Source organism: Terrabacter aerolatus (assembly GCF_007991735.1).
Classification (GTDB): Bacteria; Actinomycetota; Actinomycetes; order Actinomycetales; family Dermatophilaceae; genus Terrabacter; species Terrabacter aerolatus.
On the sequence record NZ_BJYX01000006.1, the window covers coordinates 35629 to 51151 of the forward strand.

Genomic DNA, 15523 nt, shown 5'->3' on the forward strand with positions numbered 1-15523 from the left:
CGCCCAGCCTAGGGGGACTTCACGGGGCGGGCGTCATGCGGGCCGCTGACGGGACGGCTCACGCGGTCTCGCTCCAGCTCTTGAGGTCGCTCCCGGACCGCCACGTCGCGTCGGCGACCGCGAGCCACCCGGCGTCGGCGACGACGCTGAGCGACACCCGGCCCTCGGCGCCCTCGAGCAGGGTCGTGACGCAGGCGACCCGACTCGCCCCGCTGTCGGCCACCTTGGCGACCTCGACGCCGGCGCAGCCCTCGACGACCCGGGCGACGTAGACGGTCGAGCTGCCCTGCTCGTCGCGGGCCGCGACCGCCACGGTGCCCTGGACGTCAGCCAGGGCGGTCCAGCTCGAGCCGCCGTCGGCGGAGCGCACGAGGCGTCCGTCGGCGCAGGCCGCGACGGCCCGCGTCGCGCTGACGCGGGCGAGGTCGATGACGGGGGTCGCGCCGCACGGTCGGGCGTCGGGGCGCTTCGGGGTGATGACGAGGGCGGGCTGGTCACCGCCGGGCACGCGCGACCACCCGCCGTCGATGGTGCGCGGCCCACGCCAGGTCCGGCCGTCGTCGTCGGTGGCGTACTCCCCCGCCGAGCAGCTCTTGGGGGCGCCGATGACGAAGCCGCGGGTGGCGGCCACGGGCTGGACGCGGCCGAGCGCCGCAGCGCCTGCCGACCGCTTGGTCCACGTCTTGCCGCCGTCGTCGGTGACGGTGAGGGCGGAGCCGCCCTGGGCGCACGTGCCGAGCAGGGCGCGCCAGGCGCGCTGGCCGTCGACGGCGGCGATCGCCTCGGTGAGGGGACGGGCCTGCGTCGCGGTGTCCGTGGGGGCCGCCGTCGCGGACGGCTTGGCGGTCGAGGTGGCGGCAGGGACCGGGGTCGAGGCCGGGGCGGAGGCCTCGGCGGACCCGGGACGGAAGGCGAGGGCTACCAGGAGGGCGTCCACGACGAGCAGGGCCAGCAGCCCCACGAGCGCCAATCGACCCAACGACTTGTCCGACATCCACCGAATCACGATCGTCACTCTACGGACCCGCCGGACCGAAACAGCGCATCCCGGACGCTCGGCACTAGGATGCGCAAGAGTGTTGTGTCGGAATTGTCCGACCACAGAGCCACGTGACCAGGGCGCGGCCGGCGAGAAGAGACGAAGACAGTGGAACTGCAGGACTACCTGAACGTCATCCGGAAGCGATGGATGATCATCGCAGCGGTGACGCTCGTGACCCTCGGACTGGCCGCCGCCTACACGGCCCTCTCGCCCCGCACGTACTCATCGTCGACGCGGTTCTTCGTGCAGACGACGAGCGACGACACGACGTCTTCCCTGGCACAGGGCAACACGTTCACCCAAGCTCGCGTCAAGACCTATGCCCAGATCCTCACGGACCCGACCGTGCTGCAGCCCGTCATCGATTCAGTCCGACTGAGCAGCACCACCGACCAGCTGGCCGGTCGAGTCACGTCATCCATCCCTCTCGACACCGGTCTGATCGACGTGACAGTCACGGACTCGAGCCCGCAGCGCGCGCAACAGATCGCCAAAGCCATTGGGGAGGTCTTTCCTCCTTACGTCGCCAAGATCGAGACGCGATCCGGCAAGACGTCCCCCGTTCAACTTTCGGTGACGCGGCCTGCCACCTTCGAGCCGGCACCCGTCAGCCCCAAGCCCACGCGCAACCTCGCGCTCGGCCTCGTGCTCGGCCTGCTCCTCGGCTTCGGCATGGCCCTGCTGCGCGACGTGCTCGACAAGTCGGTCAAGTCCCAGCGCGACCTCGAGACGGTCACCGATCGCACCATCCTCGGCGGCATCGCCTACGACACGGACGCCTCGGTCCACCCGCTCATCGTGCAGGTCGACCCGCGGTCGCAGCGCGCCGAGGCCTTCCGCTCGCTGCGCACCAACCTGCAGTTCATCGACGTCTCCAACCCACCGAAGTCGATCGTCGTCACCTCCTCCCTGCCGGGCGAGGGCAAGTCGACGACGACGGCCAACCTGGCGATCAGCCTCGCCGAGACGGGCCTCAAGGTCGTCGTCATCGAGGGCGACCTGCGCCGGCCGCGACTGCTCGACTACCTCGGCTTCGAGGGCTCGGTCGGCCTGACGGACGTGCTCGTGGGCCGCGTCGAGGTCGACGACGTGCTCCAGCCCTTCGGTCGCACCGGCCTGCGCCTGCTCGGCGCCGGGCCGATCCCGCCCAACCCGAGCGAGCTGCTCGGCTCGGCCAATATGGAGCAGCTGATCGAGGACCTGACGGAGCGTTTCGACTACGTCCTCATCGACGCTCCGCCGTTGCTGCCGGTCACCGACGCCGCGGTGCTCAGCACCATCGTCGACGGCGCTCTCGTCGTCGTCGGGGCCGGAGTGGTCCAGCGCGAGCACGTGCGCCGCGCCATCGACTCCCTCGACGCGGTCAACGGGTCGGTGCTCGGTCTCATCCTCAACCGCGTCAAGGCCAAGGAGGGCGGGGCCGGCTACGGCACCTACGAGTACGACTACCGCCCCGAGAGCGAGCGGCAGCGTGCCAAGGGCCGGTCGATGCCCCCGCAGCGGCGCCCCATCGCGAACGAGGACGACATGGGCCCGGTCAACCCGCGGATGTCCGCTCCCGGGAGCAGGCCGGGCGCAGTGGGCCCGGAGACGCCGGAGCAGCAGTCCAACGGTCATGCCACAGCGCACTACGCGGGCGATCCGGCCCAGCGCGCCGACTTCCCCGCAGGAGACTCGATCTTCCGCTGATCCGACGCTCAAGCTGTCGGCTCGGAGTTCGACCACCCGTGCACGCACCAGGCCCACTCACGAGATCGTGAGGGGGCCTGGTGCTTCTCCTCGAGGTCGCTCAGCCGATCCGGTCGGCGCGTGAGGAGCCGGCGACGGAGCCCAGCGCGGCCACGATGACGGAGAGGAAGTCCTCGATGCGGTCGTAGGCCTCGTCGTGGGTGCGCTCCGAGCCACGGTAGGGGTCGACGACGTCGACCTCGTCCGGGTCGCCAGGGGCGATGGTGCCTCGTGTGGCGGCGGCCTCGGCGACGACCTGGGGCAGCCATGGCCGCGAGGGCACGATGGGCCGCCACGTCTGGGATGCGCGACAGAGGTCGGCGAAGTCACCGAGGGCGAAGATACGACGCATGGCCGCGGGGTGCAGGCGCGCGACGTCGCCGCGCTGGGCGCGCGTCAGGGTGAGCACCATCTCCGCCTCGTCGACCAGGCGCGGCGTCACCGCTCGTGCGGCGAAGCCGGTGACGTCGGCTCCGAGACGACGCAACCTCTGGCACGTGTCGGCCTCGATGTCGGAGCCGACCAGGGCCCCCGTTCCGGCGCTGCCTATCGGTATCCCAGGGTCGGGCAGGAGCTGCCGCATCCGCCGCTCCGCGTAGGGCGACCGGCAGATGTTGCCGGTGCAGACGAACAGGATGCCGCGGTCGGGAGGGGTGTCGCCGAGCATTGGAACCCCCAAGTTCTCTCGGCGTGAACAGGTGAACCCTGATCCTACGTGTGGCCCCTGGGGCGTATGTACAGGATTGGTAAAGTTGGCGGCTTTGTCTCAGGGAATATGCAGTTCGCCCGGAGCTGCAGGCTCCAGGGCGCCTACCAGACGGCGCCGGATCGGCGTCCCATGCCGCGGTAGTCCCAGCCGGCGTCGGCCCACGCACGCGGGTCGAGCACGTTGCGGCCGTCGATGATCCGCGGCGTCGCGACGAGCGACCTCGCGGCGGTCGGGTCGAGCTTCACGTAGTCCTTCCACGCCGTGAGCAGCATGACGAGGTCTGCGCCTGCGAGGGCCTCTTCGGCGGAGTCGACGATGTGCAGGTCGGGCCGCAGGCCGCGCACGGCGTCGGCGCCGGCAGGGTCGGTGGCCACCACGTTGGCGCCGCGGCCCCAGAGCCGACCGGCGATGTCGAGGGCGGGCGAGTCGCGCACGTCGTCGCTGTCCGGCTTGAAGGTCAGTCCGAGCACGGCCACCTTGACCCCGACCAGGCGCCCGCCCGCCATCTGGGCGGCGAGCTCGACGGCGTGGTCGCGCCGGCGCATGTTGATCGAGTCGACCTCACGGAGGAACGTCAGGGACTGGTCGACCCCGAGCTCCCCGGCGCGGGCCATGAAGGCGCGGATGTCCTTGGGCAGGCACCCTCCCCCGAAGCCGATGCCGGCCTGGAGGAACTTCGAGCCGATGCGGTCGTCGTGACCGATGGCCTCGGCCAGGCGCGAGACGTCGGCGCCGGACGCGTCGCAAAGCTCGGCCATCGAGTTGATGAACGAGATCTTCGTGGCGAGGAACGAGTTCGCGGCCACCTTGACGAGCTCGGCGGTCGGGTAGTTGACGAGCAGACGCGGGATCCCGGCCTCGATGATCGGGGCATAGACCTCGTCGACGACGGTCCGCCCGACCTCACCCTGCTCGCGGTCGTCGGGCAGCCCGTAGACGACGCGGTCGGGGCGCTGGGTGTCCTGGACGGCATACCCCTCCCGGAGGAACTCCGGGTTCCACACGACGACGGCGTCCACGCCGGCCTCGGCGAGGCGCTCGGCGATGGCGCCGGCCGTGCCGACGGGCACCGTCGACTTGCCGACGACGACGATCGGGCCGTCCGGGTGCGGGGTCGCGTTCGCGATGATGTCGTCGACGGCCGACCAGACGTAGGACATGTCGGCCGCGTAGCTGCCGCCCCGCTGGGGCGTGCCGACGGCGATGAAGTGGACACGGGCGCCGGCCAGGGCGGTCTTGTCGGTCGTGAAGCGCAGCGACCCGCTGTCGACTCCCTGGCGCAGCAGGGGCTCGAGGCCTGGCTCGTGGAAGGACGGGATGCCCGCGGCGAGCTTGTCGACCTTGACCGGGTCGACGTCCAGGCCGACGACGTCGTGGCCGAAGTCGGCCATGCACGCGGCGTGCACCGCTCCGAGGTATCCGCATCCGATGACCGAGATCTTCACGCGGGGAGCATAGCGACCGCAGGCGAACGGTCAGTGGCCTGCGACGGCGGCCCGGTTCGTTATCCTCGGGGCCATGCGAGTACTGGTCACCGGCGGCGCCGGCTTCATCGGGTCGAACTTCGTCCTCCGTGCGCGGGAGACGCGCCCCGACTGGACGCTGACGGTCATCGACTCGATGACGTATGCCGCCAACCGACACTCGCTGGCGCCCGTCCTGTCCGAGCTGGGCGGCGACGGCTCGGTCCGTCTCGTCGAAGGCTCGGTCGCCGACGCGTCGCTCGTCGACGGCCTCGTCGCCGACCACGACGTCGTCGTGCACTTCGCCGCCGAGTCGCACAACGACAACAGCCTCGACAGCCCGTGGCCGTTCGTCGAGAGCAACGTCGTCGGCACGTTCACGCTCCTCGAGGCGATCCGCAAGCACGGCAAGCGCCTGCACCACATCTCGACCGACGAGGTCTACGGCGACCTCGAGCTCGATGACCCGGAGCGGTTCACCGAGCGCACGCCGGTCAACCCGTCGTCGCCGTACTCGGCCACCAAGGCGGGCGCCGACCTGCTCGTGCGGGCCTGGATCCGCTCGTTCGGCATCGACGCCACGGTCTCGAACTGCTCGAACAACTACGGCCCCCGCCAGCACGTCGAGAAGTTCATCCCGCGCCAGGTCACCAACATCCTCGACGGCATCAAGCCCAAGCTCTACGGCTCGGGCCTCAACGTGCGCGACTGGATCCACGTCGATGACCACAACGACGCCGTCATCGCGATTGTCGAGCAGGGCCGCCTCGGCGAGACCTACCTCATCGGCGCCGACGGCGAGCGCAACAACCTCGAGATCGTGCGCATGCTGCTCGAGATCATGGGCAAGCCCGCCGACTGGTTCGACCACGTCGACGACCGACCCGGCCACGACCTGCGCTACGCCATCGACTCCTCCAAGCTGCGCGCCGAGACCGACTGGCGCCCCCGCTACGGCGACGTCCGCGCCGGCCTCGAGGCGACGGTGGAGTGGTACACCGCCAACCGGGCCTGGTGGGAGGCCGCCAAGGTCGAGTCCGAGCGCACCTACGCCCGACTCGGCCGGTGAGCACCTCCTCCCCCGGTCGCGCCCTCGTCACCGGGGCGGGCGGCATGCTCGCCCACGACCTCGTGCCAGCCCTGCGTGACGCCGGCTGGGTCGTGACGGCCCTGGGACGCCTCGACCTCGACGTGACCGACCCCGCCCAGTGCATCGCTGCGGTCGACGGTCACGACCTCGTCCTCAACACCGCCGCCTACACGGCCGTCGACGACGCTGAGACCGACGAGGCCGCAGCCTTCGCCGTCAACGCGGTCGGCGCCGCCAACCTCGCTCGGGCCTGCTCCCGCGCCGGCGCCCGGATGGTGCACGTCTCGACCGACTACGTCTTCGACGGCACCGCCACCGAGCCGTATGCCGTCGACCACCCCGTCGCGCCCCGCTCGGCGTACGGCCGCACCAAGGCGGCCGGCGAGTGGGCCGTCCGCGCCCTGTGCCCGGAGTCCTGGGTCGTGCGCACGGCATGGCTCTACGGCGCCGGCGGCCCCAACTTCGTGTCCACGATGCTGCGCCTCGCCGGAGAGCGCGAGACGCTCTCCGTCGTCGACGACCAGATCGGTCAGCCGACCTGGACCGTCGACCTGGCCGACCTGCTGGTGCGTCTCGTCGCGAGCGACACGGCATACGGCATCCACCACGGCACGTCGAGCGGGCAGACGACGTGGTTCGGCTTCGCCCGAGCCATCTTCGGGCTCAACGGCCTCGACCCCGAGCGCGTCCTCCCGACGACGACCGAGGCGTTCCCCCGGCCGGCCCCGCGCCCGGCGTGGAGCGTGCTCTCGCACCACAGTCTGGAGCAGGCGGAGGTCGCCACGATCCGCGACTGGTCCGAAGGGATTGCGGCCTTCAGCGCCTAATGTCTGGTTCGTGACGGTGTGCCCGTAGACTCGCGGTGCCACTCTCCGAAAAGATGAGGTTTCTGGATGTTTGTCCACGACAGCGCTGAGGTCGCTGCCGACGCAAGAATCGGTCAGGGTTCGAAGATCTGGCACCTCGCGCAGGTGCGTGAGCAGGCGTCGTTGGGCGCCAACTGCATCATCGGTCGGGGCGCCTACGTCGGCGCCGGCGTCACGATGGGTGACAACTGCAAGGTGCAGAACTACGCCCTGGTCTACGAGCCCGCCGTGATCGGTGACGGCGTGTTCATCGGTCCGGCCGTGGTCTTCACCAACGACCACTTCCCCCGCGCAGTCGATCCCGACGGAGATCTGAAGTCCGGCGACGACTGGGAGGCCGTGGGCGTCACCGTCCGCCGTGGCGCATCCGTCGGTGCTCGCGCCGTGTGCGTGGCCCCCGTGACCATCGGCCAGTGGGCCATGGTCGCAGCCGGCGCCGTCGTCACCAAGGACGTGCCTGACTTCGCCCTCGTCGCCGGCGTCCCTGCACGGCGCATCCGCTGGGTCGGACGGGCCGGAGTCCCGCTCGAGCTGCAGGCAGAGGGCGTGTGGCGATGCCCCCAGACCGGTGAGACCTACGTCGAGCGCGACGACCGGCTCACCCTCAACAGCAACTGACCCGAACCTGAGATCCAGAGGACACCACACGTGAAGATCACCACCGTCGGACTCGGCAAGATCGGACTGCCGCTCGCGGTCCAGTTCGCGGCCATGGGTCACGAGGTGCAGGGCGCCGACGTGAACCCATCCACCGTCCAGCTCGTCAACGCCGGCACCGAGCCCTTCCCCGGTGAGGACCACCTGGCCGAGAAGCTGGCACAGGTGGTGTCCGAGGGTCGACTCGTCGCGACCACGGACACGACCCAGGCGGTCAGCCAGAGTGAAGCCGTCGTCGTGGTCGTGCCGCTCTTCGTCGACGGGGACGGCGTCCCGGACTTCGGCTGGATGGACTCCGCCACGCGTGACATCGCGAAGGGCCTTCGCCCAGGCACCCTCGTCGCTTTCGAGACCACCCTCCCGGTCGGCACCACGCGCAGTCGATGGAAGCCGATGCTCGAGGAGGGATCCGGTCTCACTGAGGGCGTCGACTTCCACCTGGTCTTCTCCCCCGAGCGCGTCCTGACCGGACGCGTCTTCGCTGATCTCCGCAAGTACCCGAAGCTGGTCGGCGGCCTCTCCCCCGCCGGCGCCAAGGCGGCCGTCGCCTTCTACGAGGCCGTCCTGGACTTCGACGACCGACCCGACCTCGAGCGCGGCAACGGCGTCTGGGACCTCGGTTCGGCTGAGGCCGCCGAGATGGCCAAGCTCGCCGAGACCACCTACCGCGACGTCAACATCGGACTGGCCAACCAGTTCGCGGTCTATGCGCAGAAGGCCGGCATCGACGTCTACCAGGTGATCGAGGCCTCCAACTCGCAGCCCTACAGCCACATCCACCGTCCTGGCATCGCTGTGGGCGGGCACTGCATCCCGGTCTATCCACGCCTCTACCTCTGGAACGACAACGACGCGACTGTCGTGCGCGCCGCCCGGGAGGCCAACGCGGCGATGCCGGCGTACGCCGTCGGCCTCGCGCGGGGATCCTTCGGTGACCTGACCGGTGCCCGCGTCGCCGTGCTCGGCGCGAGCTATCGCGGTGGCGTGAAGGAGACCGCCTTCTCCGGTGTCTTCGGGACCGTTCAAGCCCTCCTCGACGAGGGAGCGACCGTCACGGTGCATGACCCGATGTACAGCGACGAGGAGCTCGCCGCGCTGGGCTTCGTGCCTCACGAGCTGGGGTCGGCGGTCGACGCCGCCGTCCTGCACACGGACCACTTTGAGTACCGCACGCTGACGGCCGACGCCCTGCCGGGCGCCCGGGTCATCGTCGACGGCCGCAACATCCTCGACTCCGCAGCATTTCCCGACGCCGATGTGCTCACCATCGGCCGGGCCTGACTCAGCAATCACACGACAGGGAACACAACATGGACTTCATTCCGCCGGCCAAGCCGCTCATCGGTGACGAGGAGCGTGCAGCCGTCGATCGCGTGATGCGCTCGGGCATGATCGCCCAGGGCCCTGAGGTGGCCGCCTTCGAGCAGGAGTTCGCCGAGCACTTCGGGCTGGGCCGCTCCTGCGTCGCCGTGAACTCGGGCACCTCGGGTCAGCACCTGGGGCTGCTGTCGTGCGGCGTCGGCCCCGGCGACGAGGTCATCGTCCCGTCATTCACCTTCGCGGCGACCGCGAACTCGGTCGCGCTCACCGGGGCAACCCCGGTCTTCGCCGACATCGATGCCGACGACTTCTGCCTCTCGCCCGAGGCGGTCGAGGCTGCGATCACCGACCGCACCGTAGGCGTCATGCCGGTCCACCTCTACGGACATCCGGCCAAGATGGACCGGATCGTGGACATCGCTCAGCGCCACGGCATCCAGGTCTTCGAGGACGCGGCACAGGCCCACGGCGCTTCGTTGCACGGCACGCCCGTCGGGGCCTTCGGCTCCTTCGCGATGTTCTCGCTGTACCCCACCAAGAACATGACCTCCGGCGAGGGTGGGATGGTCTCAGCTGCCAACCCTGATGTGGAGCGTCTGATGCGCCTCTACCGCAACCAGGGCATGGAGAAGCAGTACCACAACGAGGTCGTCGGCCTGAACAACCGGATGACCGACATCCACGCAGCGATCGGCCGCGTCCAGCTGACAAAGGTCGACGCCTGGAACGAGGCACGGCGCCGGAACGCAGCCTTCCTCACCGAGCACCTCGAGGGAGTCATCACCCCCACCGTCGCAGACGGAGCGGTCCACGTCTTCCACCAGTACACGGTGCGTGTCCAGGACGACCGTGATGGCATGTCGCAGGCTCTGCGCGATGAGCACAACGTCGGCTCTGGCATGTTCTACCCGGTGCCGAACCACCGCCTCGCGCCGTTCAGTGTTGACGTGGACCTCCCGGAGACCGAGAAGGCTGCCGCCGAGTGCCTCTCGCTGCCCGTGCACCCGTCCCTCTCATCCGAGGACCTGGAGCGGATCGTGACCGGCGTCAACGCACTGGCGAAGGCGGGCGTCTGATGGCGAACCTCAGGGCAGGGCTCATCGGCCTCGGGATGATGGGACGCCACCACGCTCGGGTGCTCTCGTCACTCGAGGGGGTTGATCTCGTCGCGGTCGCAGACCCCGGTGGCGACCCTCACGGTGCGGCCGCCGGCCGGACCGTGCTCAACGGCGTCGAGGACCTCGTTCGAGCCGGCATCGACTACTGCGTCGTGGCCGTGCCGACCGTCTATCACCAGGAAGTCGGTCTGGCGCTCGCTGCGGCCGGCGTCCACGCCCTCATCGAGAAGCCTCTGGCGCCCGACGTCGCCTCCGCCCAGCTCCTCGCAGACGCTTTCGAGGCCGCTGGCCTGGTGGGCGCCGTCGGCCACATTGAGCGCTACAACCCTGCCCTCCAGAGTGCCCGTGCGCGCATCGAAGGGGGCGAGCTCGGACGCGTCTACCAGGTGACGACGAGGCGTCAGGGCCCGTTCCCAGCGCGCATTGCGGACGTCGGCGTAGTTAAGGACCTTGCCACCCACGATATTGATTTGACGGCTTGGGTTACGCAGCAAAAATATATCCGGATCGGAGCACAAACGACGTTTAGAAGCGGGCGCGAGCACGAAGATCTTGTTGCGGCAACAGGCCTTCTTGTCGACGGAACTGTCACGAATCACCTCGTGAACTGGCTGTCGCCACTCAAGGAGCGGGTGACTACTATCACCGGGGAACGGGGAACCTTTGTGGCCGACACACTAACCGCCGACCTCACGTTCTATGCAAATGGCTCGGTGAGGGTGCTGCGAGACGAAATAGCGCAGTTCCGTGGCGTTTCAGAGGGTGACGTGACTCGATATGCCATCAGCAAACCTGAACCTTTACGCACTGAACACGAAAACTATCGGGACGCCCTGAATGACAAGAAATCCGACATCGTAACCATGCGAGATGGAGTCGACATCGTTCGCGTAGCGGATGCCTGCCTTGCGTCCGCCACTATGGGCAGACTCCTTCACCTGTCAGGGAACGACGAAGTCAACTGGTCGCACGCCTAAACTCCTCGAGAGCCTCAATAACCCGAGTCGCGGCATGACCATCTCCGTATGGGGTGGCATAGGTGGGCTGTGGCTTCGGGCCACTAAGAGCAACTGCAATATCGTCTGGGTCAGGACATAGGGTGTTCCACCCCAGATCAACGGTCTCAGTCCACTCAGTCTCTGTCCGAATTGTAACGCACGGCGTTCCGAGCAGAAAAGCCTCCTTCTGCAACCCCCCCGAATCCGTAAGAACCGCAGAGGCCCCAGCAACGGCGTCCACCATCTGAGGGTATTCAAGCGGAGGGATTAGGTGGACCGCCCCCGACTCCAAAACCAGGCCGAAATCTTTCGCTTTTGAGATCAACCGGGGGTGAGCCGTAAGGATCACGGGCAACGGCAGCCTACTGAGACTTCCGAGAATCTCAGACAGTCGCGAAGGATCGTTCGTATTTTCGGCGCGATGGATTGTTGAAACAATATACTCCCCATGCGCTCGCTTCAGCTCCTCGCTCAGGACCGGTTCCTTCTCGGCGAACGACAAACAGACGTCTGTCATGACATCACCAGTTACGACGGACCGGTCGCCCAGGCCCTCTGCAACCAAATTATTTAAGGCTACCTGCGTCGGAGCCAAGCACAAGTCGGCAGCATGATCAGTCAGGACGCGATTATGCTCCTCAGGCATACGGCGATTGAAGGATCTTAAGCCCGCCTCCAAGTGCGCCAAAGGTAGTTCGATCTTAACTGATGCCAAAGCTGCAGCAAGGGTCGAGTTGGTGTCTCCATAGACGAGGACCCAATCAGGCCGACGAGCCTCCAAAACCGGCTCGATCGCTGCAAGCATTGCTCCCGTTTGCCAACCATGCGTACCCGAACCCACGCCGAGATTCGCATCCGGTGGCGCTATATCCAAGTCGCGAAAAAACACATCCGACATACGCTCGTCATAATGCTGGCCCGTATGAACAATAATATGATCGTGCCCCCTGGCCGCCAGCACCCGTGAAACTGGAGCCAGTTTGACAAACTGGGGCCTCGCACCGACTACGCTCAATACTTTCACCACACGAGTCTAGTGCACGCCGGAACCCAACGGAACGAGGGTACACAAGCCTGCTTACCGGCACCGTGGGGAGGCATCGAAGCAACTCCATCCCACCAAAGGCCACCGCGCACGAGGGTCATCAGCAGAGTGTGGTGGCCGACTGACCCCTGTTCACGCCGTGAGCCGCAACGATCCTCCGTGACGTGGCGGACGACCGTTGGATGCCTGAGACGCTATAATCCAACTCGTCAAAGGGAACCGCAGAGGGTCCACACCGACCATGTCAACCGGCAGTGGGGAAATGAATAGACATCTGAAGTCCGCGGCCAAGTTCGGCGTTAGGCCGTTGAAAATGTTTTTATCATGCTTCTTCGACCCTCGCTCAATGACGGGGGTTTATTTCGACGGTGCCTTTATTGGCTACCGGCGGATGATCACCGCGCTATGGCAGCAAAAGATCTTGGGATTCAACCGGCGCACTCCTTGGCCAGTCTCGCCATCCACAACAGTGAGCAATATTGACAATCTTCACATGCACCCGGAAGATATGACCAGAAATCTCAGTTCCCCAGGATGCTATTTTCAGAACTTTGACGCTGACATATCGGTTGGCCGTCGCACCTTCATTGCGCCTAATGTAGGGCTTATCACCGCGAACCACATACCAGGGTCTCCCGAAATGCATGCAGCAGGGGAACCGATAATCATTGGTGATGACTGCTGGATAGGGATGAACTCCGTTATTCTTCCTGGTGTGATCCTGGGTTCACGTACGACAGTAGGGGCTGGGTCAGTTGTCACTAAGTCGTTCCCCGAGGGCAACTGCATAGTCGCGGGAAACCCGGCGAAGATTATAAAGCAGTTATGAACGGAGAACAGAACGCCAGGCGACTCAGACAGCTTCTTCTTAGACCGAACGCCAAGCGCGCCGGGGTCCTTTTGTCGGGCGCAGTTGTCGCACAAATCGTACCAATTGTCGCCTCTCCTCTACTTACCCGATTATATACCCCCTCCACATATGGTGCGCTGGCGACATTTGGAGCAATCTCAGCTATAGTCACGGCGGTCGCCACAGGCAGGTATCACATGGCCACCACACTACCGGTGGCAGACTCTGACGCTCGCGCAATTACGTCCCTCTCACTACGACTCTCAATTACTTTCTGCGGCCTTCTAACCATTACCGCCCTCGCATGGTTTCTTTTTCTGCCGATCCCACAAGCGCTACGACCACTTGGCATTTGGATGGTAGCGATACCTCTTGCAGGTCTCCTCGGGAGTATATACGAGACCTTAACGATATTCTCTTTAAGGCATGATGCCACCAAGGTTATAGCCAAGACATCCGCGGCACGGAGCGTCACCGGGGCAGGCGCCCAAGCAATTCTAGGCGTCGCCGGAGCGGGTATTCACGGTCTCATCGGCGGCACTCTAATCTCTCTTCTCACCGGAAATTACCCACTGTGGAGGAAGTTTAGAGATCAAGGTGCGCCGACCTCCGCTGGAGCCTTGATTACGGTAGCGCGCCGCTACTCTGCGTTTCCACGATTCGAACTCTGGTCAAATTTGTCCAACATTTTGGGCCTGAATATAACCATACTTGGCATCGGAGCACTATATTCACATAGTTCGCTTGGTCAATACTCGTTATCATACCGGATGCTCACTTTGCCTGCCGCCCTTATAGGAATGACAGCTTCTCAGGTCTATCTTCGCGAACTTTCCTTACGCCGCTCGGCGGGAGGGAGTGGCGATCGAATCTTCCGTAGCACGCTCCTTTACTTGTCGACGCTATCGGTAGCGCCGTTTATAATCTTATGGGTCTTTGCGCCAGACATTTTTCAATTCGTATTCGGTCCCGAGTGGCGCGAAGCGGGCGATTTTACTAGAGCGATGATGCCGGTCATTTGGATGCGATTTATTATGAGCCCACTCTCTACGACGTTTCTCGTTTATGAGCGTCAGCGGGCTCTCTTGATTTGGCAACTAGTCATTCTAGTTACGACGCTTGCGAGCTTTGTCGCCGCGAACGTCTTTACATGGCCAGCTCTTAGGTTCGCGGCGTTCAATGCTTGGGCTTTGGCCGCAGTCTACGCCGGCCTTCTTGCCCACGTGTACCGCCTCACTCAAGACTCTGAAAGAAGCCGGACCCCATGACGGTATCGACTCCTGAAAAGCCCCATCCCTCCGTACTCCTCATCACCGATCACTTTCCACCGAGTAACTCCATTGCGGCCGCAAGGCTGGGAGCCTTTGCCCGTGATCTCCAAGCCTTAGGCTGGGCAGTGAGCGTCGTGACGCCCAAGGCGTGGGGACCCGAACCGGAAATCGAACACTGCAGCGTTCATGTTCTCCGGAGGGAAGGGTCGGTCAGCTCCTTTGTACGCAACCCTGGATCCACTGGACCGCATGCCCCTGTCCCAACCCGCCAGTCCGGGTCAGGACAGGGTCATTCGAGCCTTCTTCGCCGAGTCCGGCAGCTAGCTGGCAGAGCCCATCGGTCATTCATTGCGATTCCGGACCCCGAGGTATTCCGCTGGACGACAAGCACCCGTCGCATCATGCATGAAATTCACACCAAACCTGATGTCATCCTTGCCAGCGGGCCCCCATTTTCAACTTTCCTCTTCGCAAAGAGGCTCTCAAGAAGGTGGGAGGTTCCATGGGTCGCGGACTACCGAGACCTCTGGACTCTGAGCGGGTACTACGCCCTTCCGGAATGGCGTAAGAGACTCGATCGGCAAATCGAGCGCCGAGTGTGGCGGTCCGCGTCAGCTCTACTTACCGTCTCTGAGCCGCTCGCGCGGGACCTCGAACATGAGACAGCAATACCTGTGTACGTGGTCATGAACGGGTATGATTCTCAAGATGAGGTATCCGTTGTAAGTCCAACACACCTACCGCTGCGCATCCTTTACACGGGGGAGATCTATGAAGGGAAACGCGACCCACGTCCACTTTTTGAGGCTCTATCGGCTCTAAATTTAGGGCCCAAAGATGTTGAAATTGTGTTCATAGGGAGCACGGTGGCGGCCGTGGCCGATTCTGCACAAAGCTGTGGCGTGAGGCATCTGGTATCCACCATGCCGCGTGTCAGCCGCGCGGAGGCAGCTAGGTTGCAGCAGGAAAGTGACGTGCTACTACTGTTGATGTGGAACGATCCACGGGAAAAGGGCGTCTACTCCGGCAAGATATTTGAGTACGTTCAGGCTAGGCGGCCAGTTTTGATGCTCGGCTACGAGTTTGGGGTGGCAGCAGAGCTCATTCGTGAGCGAGAGTTGGGCTTTGTATCTAACAATCCGAAGGAGTTGCAAGAAATAGTTAAGTCGTGGATGTCAGTCAAGCTTCGAAATGGGAGGATTCCGCCAAATCCATTGCAGTCGCTAACGGGCCTGTCACGTCGTGAACAAAACGAAAAGTTGTCAAACATTCTTAAGGAGGTCGCAGTTGCTAAGGGAGAACCGCCTCAGGCACATAGCTGAAAACGCTCAAATAGTGCCACGGCGGCCCCTTAGCTTTCCACAGT

Annotated in this window: 14 protein-coding genes; 10 read left to right on the plus strand and 4 right to left on the minus strand. The window is 65.1% G+C overall.

The window, feature by feature from the left end:
* Nucleotides 1–58: 58 nt before the first annotated feature.
* Complete coding sequence (locus TAE01_RS20490) at nucleotides 59–1006, minus strand: beta propeller repeat protein (protein WP_186815091.1); 948 nt, start codon at nucleotides 1004–1006, stop codon at nucleotides 59–61.
* Nucleotides 1007–1147: 141 nt separating this feature from the next.
* Between TAE01_RS20490 and TAE01_RS07410 the strand changes: the two genes are divergently transcribed.
* Nucleotides 1148–2731, plus strand: coding sequence for a tyrosine-protein kinase domain-containing protein (locus TAE01_RS07410; RefSeq protein WP_147064983.1), 1584 nt, complete (start codon nucleotides 1148–1150; stop codon nucleotides 2729–2731).
* 100 nt (nucleotides 2732–2831) lie between these two features.
* On the opposite strand, the gene TAE01_RS07415 is transcribed toward TAE01_RS07410, so the two are convergent.
* A complete protein-coding gene (locus TAE01_RS07415) occupies nucleotides 2832–3437 on the minus strand; it encodes an arsenate reductase/protein-tyrosine-phosphatase family protein (RefSeq protein WP_147064985.1) in 606 nt (201 codons plus the stop codon).
* A 143-nt stretch (nucleotides 3438–3580) separates the two neighbouring features.
* Nucleotides 3581–4924, minus strand: a complete 1344-nt coding sequence (locus TAE01_RS07420; RefSeq protein ID WP_147064987.1) for a UDP-glucose dehydrogenase family protein — start codon at nucleotides 4922–4924, stop codon at nucleotides 3581–3583.
* 73 nt (nucleotides 4925–4997) lie between these two features.
* On the opposite strand from TAE01_RS07420, the gene rfbB reads away from it, so the two are divergent.
* The 6 genes from rfbB to TAE01_RS07450 all read left to right on the plus strand — a co-directional run bounded on the left by rfbB (nucleotide 4998) and on the right by TAE01_RS07450 (nucleotide 10970).
* The gene (gene rfbB / locus TAE01_RS07425) at nucleotides 4998–6011 is read left to right on the plus strand and encodes a dTDP-glucose 4,6-dehydratase (protein ID WP_147064989.1); all 1014 of its coding nucleotides are present in this window, start codon (nucleotides 4998–5000) and stop codon (nucleotides 6009–6011) included.
* The gene (gene rfbD, locus TAE01_RS07430; protein WP_281289271.1) at nucleotides 6008–6859 is read left to right on the plus strand and encodes a dTDP-4-dehydrorhamnose reductase; all 852 of its coding nucleotides are present in this window, start codon (nucleotides 6008–6010) and stop codon (nucleotides 6857–6859) included. Before rfbB ends, rfbD begins: the two co-directional genes overlap by 4 nt.
* A gap of 66 nt (nucleotides 6860–6925) precedes the next feature.
* Nucleotides 6926–7516 carry an acyltransferase gene (locus TAE01_RS07435; protein ID WP_147064991.1) on the plus strand — a complete coding sequence of 197 codons (591 nt, stop codon included), beginning with the start codon at nucleotides 6926–6928 and terminating at the stop codon, nucleotides 7514–7516.
* A 30-nt stretch (nucleotides 7517–7546) separates the two neighbouring features.
* Complete coding sequence (locus TAE01_RS07440) at nucleotides 7547–8836, plus strand: nucleotide sugar dehydrogenase (protein WP_147064993.1); 1290 nt, start codon at nucleotides 7547–7549, stop codon at nucleotides 8834–8836.
* A 29-nt stretch (nucleotides 8837–8865) separates the two neighbouring features.
* Complete coding sequence (locus TAE01_RS07445; protein WP_147064995.1) at nucleotides 8866–9951, plus strand: DegT/DnrJ/EryC1/StrS family aminotransferase; 1086 nt, start codon at nucleotides 8866–8868, stop codon at nucleotides 9949–9951.
* Nucleotides 9951–10970, plus strand: coding sequence for a Gfo/Idh/MocA family protein (locus TAE01_RS07450; RefSeq protein ID WP_147064997.1), 1020 nt, complete (start codon nucleotides 9951–9953; stop codon nucleotides 10968–10970). The genes TAE01_RS07445 and TAE01_RS07450 overlap by 1 nt, the downstream gene beginning before the upstream one ends.
* Here TAE01_RS07450 and wecB read toward each other — a convergent pair.
* The gene (gene wecB / locus TAE01_RS07455) at nucleotides 10951–12015 is read right to left on the minus strand and encodes a non-hydrolyzing UDP-N-acetylglucosamine 2-epimerase (protein WP_147064999.1); all 1065 of its coding nucleotides are present in this window, start codon (nucleotides 12013–12015) and stop codon (nucleotides 10951–10953) included. The two genes, TAE01_RS07450 and wecB, sit on opposite strands and share 20 nt — an antisense overlap.
* A 661-nt stretch (nucleotides 12016–12676) precedes the next feature.
* On the opposite strand from wecB, the gene TAE01_RS21170 reads away from it, so the two are divergent.
* The 3 genes from TAE01_RS21170 to TAE01_RS07470 are packed head-to-tail and all read left to right on the plus strand — an operon-like array spanning nucleotide 12677 to nucleotide 15479.
* Nucleotides 12677–12865, plus strand: coding sequence for a DapH/DapD/GlmU-related protein (locus TAE01_RS21170; RefSeq protein ID WP_371860829.1), 189 nt, complete (start codon nucleotides 12677–12679; stop codon nucleotides 12863–12865).
* Complete coding sequence (locus TAE01_RS21175; protein ID WP_147065002.1) at nucleotides 12862–14154, plus strand: lipopolysaccharide biosynthesis protein; 1293 nt, start codon at nucleotides 12862–12864, stop codon at nucleotides 14152–14154. The genes TAE01_RS21170 and TAE01_RS21175 overlap by 4 nt, the downstream gene beginning before the upstream one ends.
* On the plus strand, nucleotides 14151–15479 hold the full coding sequence (locus TAE01_RS07470) for a glycosyltransferase (RefSeq protein WP_147065004.1): 1329 nt from the start codon (nucleotides 14151–14153) through the stop codon (nucleotides 15477–15479). The genes TAE01_RS21175 and TAE01_RS07470 overlap by 4 nt, the downstream gene beginning before the upstream one ends.
* Nucleotides 15480–15523 lie beyond the last annotated feature (44 nt).

Coding starts and splice junctions, on each gene's coding strand:
- TAE01_RS07415 (WP_147064985.1), bottom strand. CDS start 3,437: ATGCTCGGCGACACCCCTCCCGACCGCGGCATCCTGTTCGTCTGCACC.
- rfbB (WP_147064989.1), top strand. CDS start 4,998: ATGCGAGTACTGGTCACCGGCGGCGCCGGCTTCATCGGGTCGAACTTC.
- TAE01_RS07435 (WP_147064991.1), top strand. CDS start 6,926: ATGTTTGTCCACGACAGCGCTGAGGTCGCTGCCGACGCAAGAATCGGT.
- TAE01_RS07445 (WP_147064995.1), top strand. CDS start 8,866: ATGGACTTCATTCCGCCGGCCAAGCCGCTCATCGGTGACGAGGAGCGT.
- TAE01_RS07450 (WP_147064997.1), top strand. CDS start 9,951: ATGGCGAACCTCAGGGCAGGGCTCATCGGCCTCGGGATGATGGGACGC.
- TAE01_RS21170 (WP_371860829.1), top strand. CDS start 12,677: ATGCATGCAGCAGGGGAACCGATAATCATTGGTGATGACTGCTGGATA.
- TAE01_RS21175 (WP_147065002.1), top strand. CDS start 12,862: ATGAACGGAGAACAGAACGCCAGGCGACTCAGACAGCTTCTTCTTAGA.
- TAE01_RS07470 (WP_147065004.1), top strand. CDS start 14,151: ATGACGGTATCGACTCCTGAAAAGCCCCATCCCTCCGTACTCCTCATC.